This window comes from Pseudovibrio sp. WM33 (assembly GCF_001623165.1).
Lineage (GTDB): Bacteria > Pseudomonadota > Alphaproteobacteria > Rhizobiales > Stappiaceae > Pseudovibrio.
The window spans coordinates 110,584-114,254 of record NZ_LMCK01000127.1 but is presented as its reverse complement, the minus strand read 5'-3'; the positions used below and the strand labels follow the sequence as shown (position 1 = coordinate 114,254).

Genomic DNA, 3,671 nt, shown 5'->3' with positions numbered 1-3,671 from the left:
GAAAAGGATCAGTTGCAATGAGCCTGACACAAAGCCTGAATGAGGTGGTCAAATCCACCAAAGATCTTATTGAAACAGTCCAGAAAACCTACTCGCAGCACGATGCTGAGATCCAGAAAATTCTGAAGGTCGCGCCCGACCTTCAGCGAACGTTTTACGTGGATGCCGTGAATGGCTCTGATGAGAATGATGGATCAGCTGAAGCTCCATTCAGACGCCTGGCAAAAGCTGCTGATCTGGTTCCTCGTCATGGTCGTGGCTATATCTACTTGCTGAGCGACTACCACATGACAGAGCCGGTATTTGCGCGGGACTGTTACCTTATGATTGTTGGCAATAAAGATGCTTATCGCAAGGTGACTTTCGAGCAGTACTCTCATGGGACAGATGGCGCGGATTACCGTGCATTCCATGGGTTTCGCTGGATTGGATCTGGATATTTCAACTTCTGTTATCTGAACATGGAACTGCCGGTTCTTGATCCGCAGTTTCACGGGCTTCCAACCAGCAACTATGCCTCCATTGTGAGCTGTACAACTTCTTCACATACAGGCAACCAGGGCGTGACATTCCGTTACGGGGATATTCACATTCCTACGGAAGAGGAAGGCACGCCAGCGGGTCATGTCCTTGGGCATTATAGTCCAATTGGTGTCTATCTCTCCAATATCACGGCTTCGGGGGCAGGCCTGAAAGAGCGTTTCAGCAGGAACTCCCGACTTGGTTCTTACACCATGAACATCACGCTTGATGAGTTGCCTTAAGCTCAAGCCAGCCTCCCTTTAAAACCCTCTATCACGAGAGTAAAACCATGTCTGATTACTACGATCAACCTGAAGGCCAAGGTCTGAGCCTGAAACATGCAGGCAAAACCTACATTGCCTGGAGCGAAGCGGACTTGAAAGCTGCTGGTGTGCCACAGGTTGCCATTGATGGAGCCCACAAAGATGCCCGTCTCACAACCATCAAAGCGGAATGCCGCAAGCGTATTTATGCCCGCGCCAGCGCTGAGACCCAGATGAACATGGCAACGGCTGCTGCTGCCATTGCTGGCAAAGCTGTTACTGACCGAAGCGCTGATGAAGCCAAGCTTTTGACCGGCACAAAGGCTGCTCTGGATTGGGTGGGTGTTATGCGCTCCAAATGCCTGGAGCTTGCAGAAGATCCAGCCACCGATTTCACACTGGATGCCAGCTGGCCGGAGTGCCCGCCTGAAGTGGTTGCGCTGACAGAACAGTTTTAACAAGGCGGAACATATCCGGCGAGATAATCGCCCGGTGGCTTCAATATGGAGCGGAAGGCCCGGAAGGTTCCGGGCACCGGGCGTCAGCGCTAACAAGAAACCCGGCCAGTGGAATGAAGCATAACACTGCTCCCGCCGCATCAACTCACCTGAAATGAGCTGCGGGACTGTCTTATGCGAGACGAGAAATGGAGTCTATCTATTGCCGGAGTTGTTCGGCACTCCTCCTCAAAAAAGAAGAGAACGCCCTTCAAGGGCGCGTAGAAATCAAGTGTCGCCGTTGTGGCACCTTCAACGATCTGAGGCCAGATGAGCCCAAGAAAACAACAGATCGCACATGAGTACAGAGCACCTTCCTCCCCTCCCTGACAAAGCACCAGGTATCCCGCCTAAAGACCGCTACAAACGCCAGTTTGGCATTTTAATCATTGCAGAAGACGAGCAGCAACAAGCAACCATCTATGACGGCGTTCGCGCCCTGGGTGGAGCTAAACTCAAGGTGGTTGCAACATGAAGCTGAACATAAACCACCAAAGCCCGGACTATAACAGCTTCCGTATGGCACGGCTGAAGTCCTTGTTTAACTGCGAAGACGGCAACCACTTTAAGCTGAGCGTTGACCTTCCCGTTGAGGGCATGGACTGGAAACTGGGACTTATCGTCGGCCCCTCAGGGTCTGGTAAAACCAGTCTTGGACAAAGCATCTTTTCAGATGCCTCTTATTTCAAAGGTTTTGACTGGCCGGATGATCAACCCATCATTGACGCAATTTCTCCCCATAAGGAAATGGAGCATATCACGGGCGCATTATCGGCTGTTGGCTTAGGCAGTGTGCCCGCCTGGACTAGACCCTACAAAGCCCTTTCCAATGGCGAAAAATTCCGCGCGGATCTGGCCCGGATCTTATGCGAGACACCGGAAACCATCGTCATCGATGAGTTTACCTCTGTCGTAGACCGGCAGATCGCAAAGATTGGTGCAGGTGCATTCGCCAAAGCATGGCGCAGGCAGGCTTCAGGACAAGCGGTGCTCCTGTCCTGTCACTATGACATTATCGAATGGCTGCAACCCGATTGGATCTTAGATACGGCAACAGGGAAGTTTTCCGGGAGGTGTCTTCGGCAACGCCCCAAAATTGACCTCGACATATACGAGACCAACTGGCGATATTGGCCGCATTTTGAAACGCATCACTATTTGAAGCTTCCTCATATGATCGCAGCAACCTGCTATGTCGCCTTCGTCGGCGATGAGCCGGTTGCTCACCTTGCAGTGAGCACGCGGCCCGGACTGGTTGAGGCCCATGCTTGCCGAATGGTGGTCATGCCTGAATGGCAAGGTGCAGGCGTTGGGATGCGGTTCCTCAATGCGGTGTGTGCTGCATGGCGACGAGGCCAGAACCGCTACAACAAACCCATGGCCACACTGTTCCATACCAGCCATCCAGCTCTAGCCGAAGCGCTTCGGCGTAGTCCGTTATGGGCTCAGGTGTCCTGCAACCTGACCGGGGGCAAAGCTTCTCGAAACGTCGCTGCGAAAGGCCGGTATGGGGGGCATTTCAGGGCGGTACAGGGCTTTAGATACGTTGAAGGAATGCCATCATGAAAGTCGTGGTAATTGGACAAAAGTGGCTTGGTGAACGGGCTCTGGAAATGGTCCTGAATCACAGCCATGATGTTGTGAAAGTCATAGCGCCGGAAGGAGACAGGCTAAACACCAATGCAACGAGCAAAGGTCTGGCTGTGTCGATCCCACCTTCACATCGCGCACCTATAATCGCTTCAGATGTGCCGGACTGTGACGTGATTATCTGCGCTCATGCGCACGTTAAACTCGCTCCCAGTGCCCTCATGAAACCTCGTCATGGCGCTATCGGCTATCACCCATCTCTAATGCCTCTATATCGCGGCAAAAACGCAATTGTTGACGCCTTGAAAGAACACCAGAAAATCATTGGTGGAAGCGTCTATCTCTTGGATGATGGCTGGGACACAGGACCAGTCCTTTTGCAGGATTGGAGCTTCGTACAGGACGGAGACGACGCTGCTTCAATCTGGCGACGGGTGCTAGCTCCTATGGGATTGGAGCTGCTGGAACGAGCTGTATCTCATTTAGAAGCATTTGGACATTGGCCAGAGGCGCAGATGCAGAGAACTTAGCTCCCAAAAGGGTGTCTTAAACGATCACTAAACCGGGCGTTAGAAAGTCACGTTTTGTCGTCCTTCTAACGCTCATATTTTGTAGGGAAAGAAAAAAGGCCGCTGTGCACGTTATATCGCCCACCTATGCAAAATCTCACGCCGCGCCACATCTGCGCGGGGAAGAATTCAGCAAGCGGTTGGAGCGAAAGTGTCAAACCATGCCGGAAAAGTGTCAAACCTTGAGAAAGCAGAGCAAATGCTCGATTTATCATTTAATAATTTCAAAG

At 52.0% G+C, this 3,671-nt stretch carries 6 protein-coding genes; all 6 read left to right on the top strand.

Features of this window, described 5'->3' with window-relative positions:
- The coding region (locus PsWM33_RS23155; RefSeq protein ID WP_208994716.1) for a hypothetical protein at positions 1-764 on the top strand (764 nt) is incomplete at its 5' end.
- A 47-nt stretch (positions 765-811) separates the two neighbouring features.
- Entirely contained in the window at positions 812-1,243 is a 432-nt protein-coding gene (locus PsWM33_RS23150; protein WP_063301771.1) for a hypothetical protein, read from the top strand.
- A gap of 188 nt (positions 1,244-1,431) precedes the next feature.
- Positions 1,432-1,584: a Com family DNA-binding transcriptional regulator gene (locus tag PsWM33_RS28900; RefSeq protein WP_082827118.1), complete on the top strand. Its 153-nt coding sequence runs from the start codon at positions 1,432-1,434 to the stop codon at positions 1,582-1,584.
- The gene (locus PsWM33_RS27470) at positions 1,581-1,757 is read left to right on the top strand and encodes a hypothetical protein (RefSeq protein WP_193758321.1); all 177 of its coding nucleotides are present in this window, start codon (positions 1,581-1,583) and stop codon (positions 1,755-1,757) included. Before PsWM33_RS28900 ends, PsWM33_RS27470 begins: the two co-directional genes overlap by 4 nt.
- The gene (locus PsWM33_RS23145) at positions 1,754-2,848 is read left to right on the top strand and encodes a GNAT family N-acetyltransferase (RefSeq protein ID WP_063301770.1); all 1,095 of its coding nucleotides are present in this window, start codon (positions 1,754-1,756) and stop codon (positions 2,846-2,848) included. The genes PsWM33_RS27470 and PsWM33_RS23145 overlap by 4 nt, the downstream gene beginning before the upstream one ends.
- Positions 2,845-3,402, top strand: coding sequence for a formyltransferase family protein (locus PsWM33_RS23140; RefSeq protein WP_063301769.1), 558 nt, complete (start codon positions 2,845-2,847; stop codon positions 3,400-3,402). Before PsWM33_RS23145 ends, PsWM33_RS23140 begins: the two co-directional genes overlap by 4 nt.
- The last annotated feature ends 269 nt before the right edge of the window (positions 3,403-3,671 follow it).

What these genes read in the sequence shown, in the direction of transcription:
- PsWM33_RS23150 (WP_063301771.1), top strand. Translation starts at nt 812, where the DNA reads ATGTCTGATTACTACGATCAACCTGAAGGCCAAGGTCTGAGCCTGAAA.
- PsWM33_RS28900 (WP_082827118.1), top strand. Translation starts at nt 1,432, where the DNA reads ATGGAGTCTATCTATTGCCGGAGTTGTTCGGCACTCCTCCTCAAAAAA.
- PsWM33_RS27470 (WP_193758321.1), top strand. Translation starts at nt 1,581, where the DNA reads ATGAGTACAGAGCACCTTCCTCCCCTCCCTGACAAAGCACCAGGTATC.
- PsWM33_RS23145 (WP_063301770.1), top strand. Translation starts at nt 1,754, where the DNA reads ATGAAGCTGAACATAAACCACCAAAGCCCGGACTATAACAGCTTCCGT.
- PsWM33_RS23140 (WP_063301769.1), top strand. Translation starts at nt 2,845, where the DNA reads ATGAAAGTCGTGGTAATTGGACAAAAGTGGCTTGGTGAACGGGCTCTG.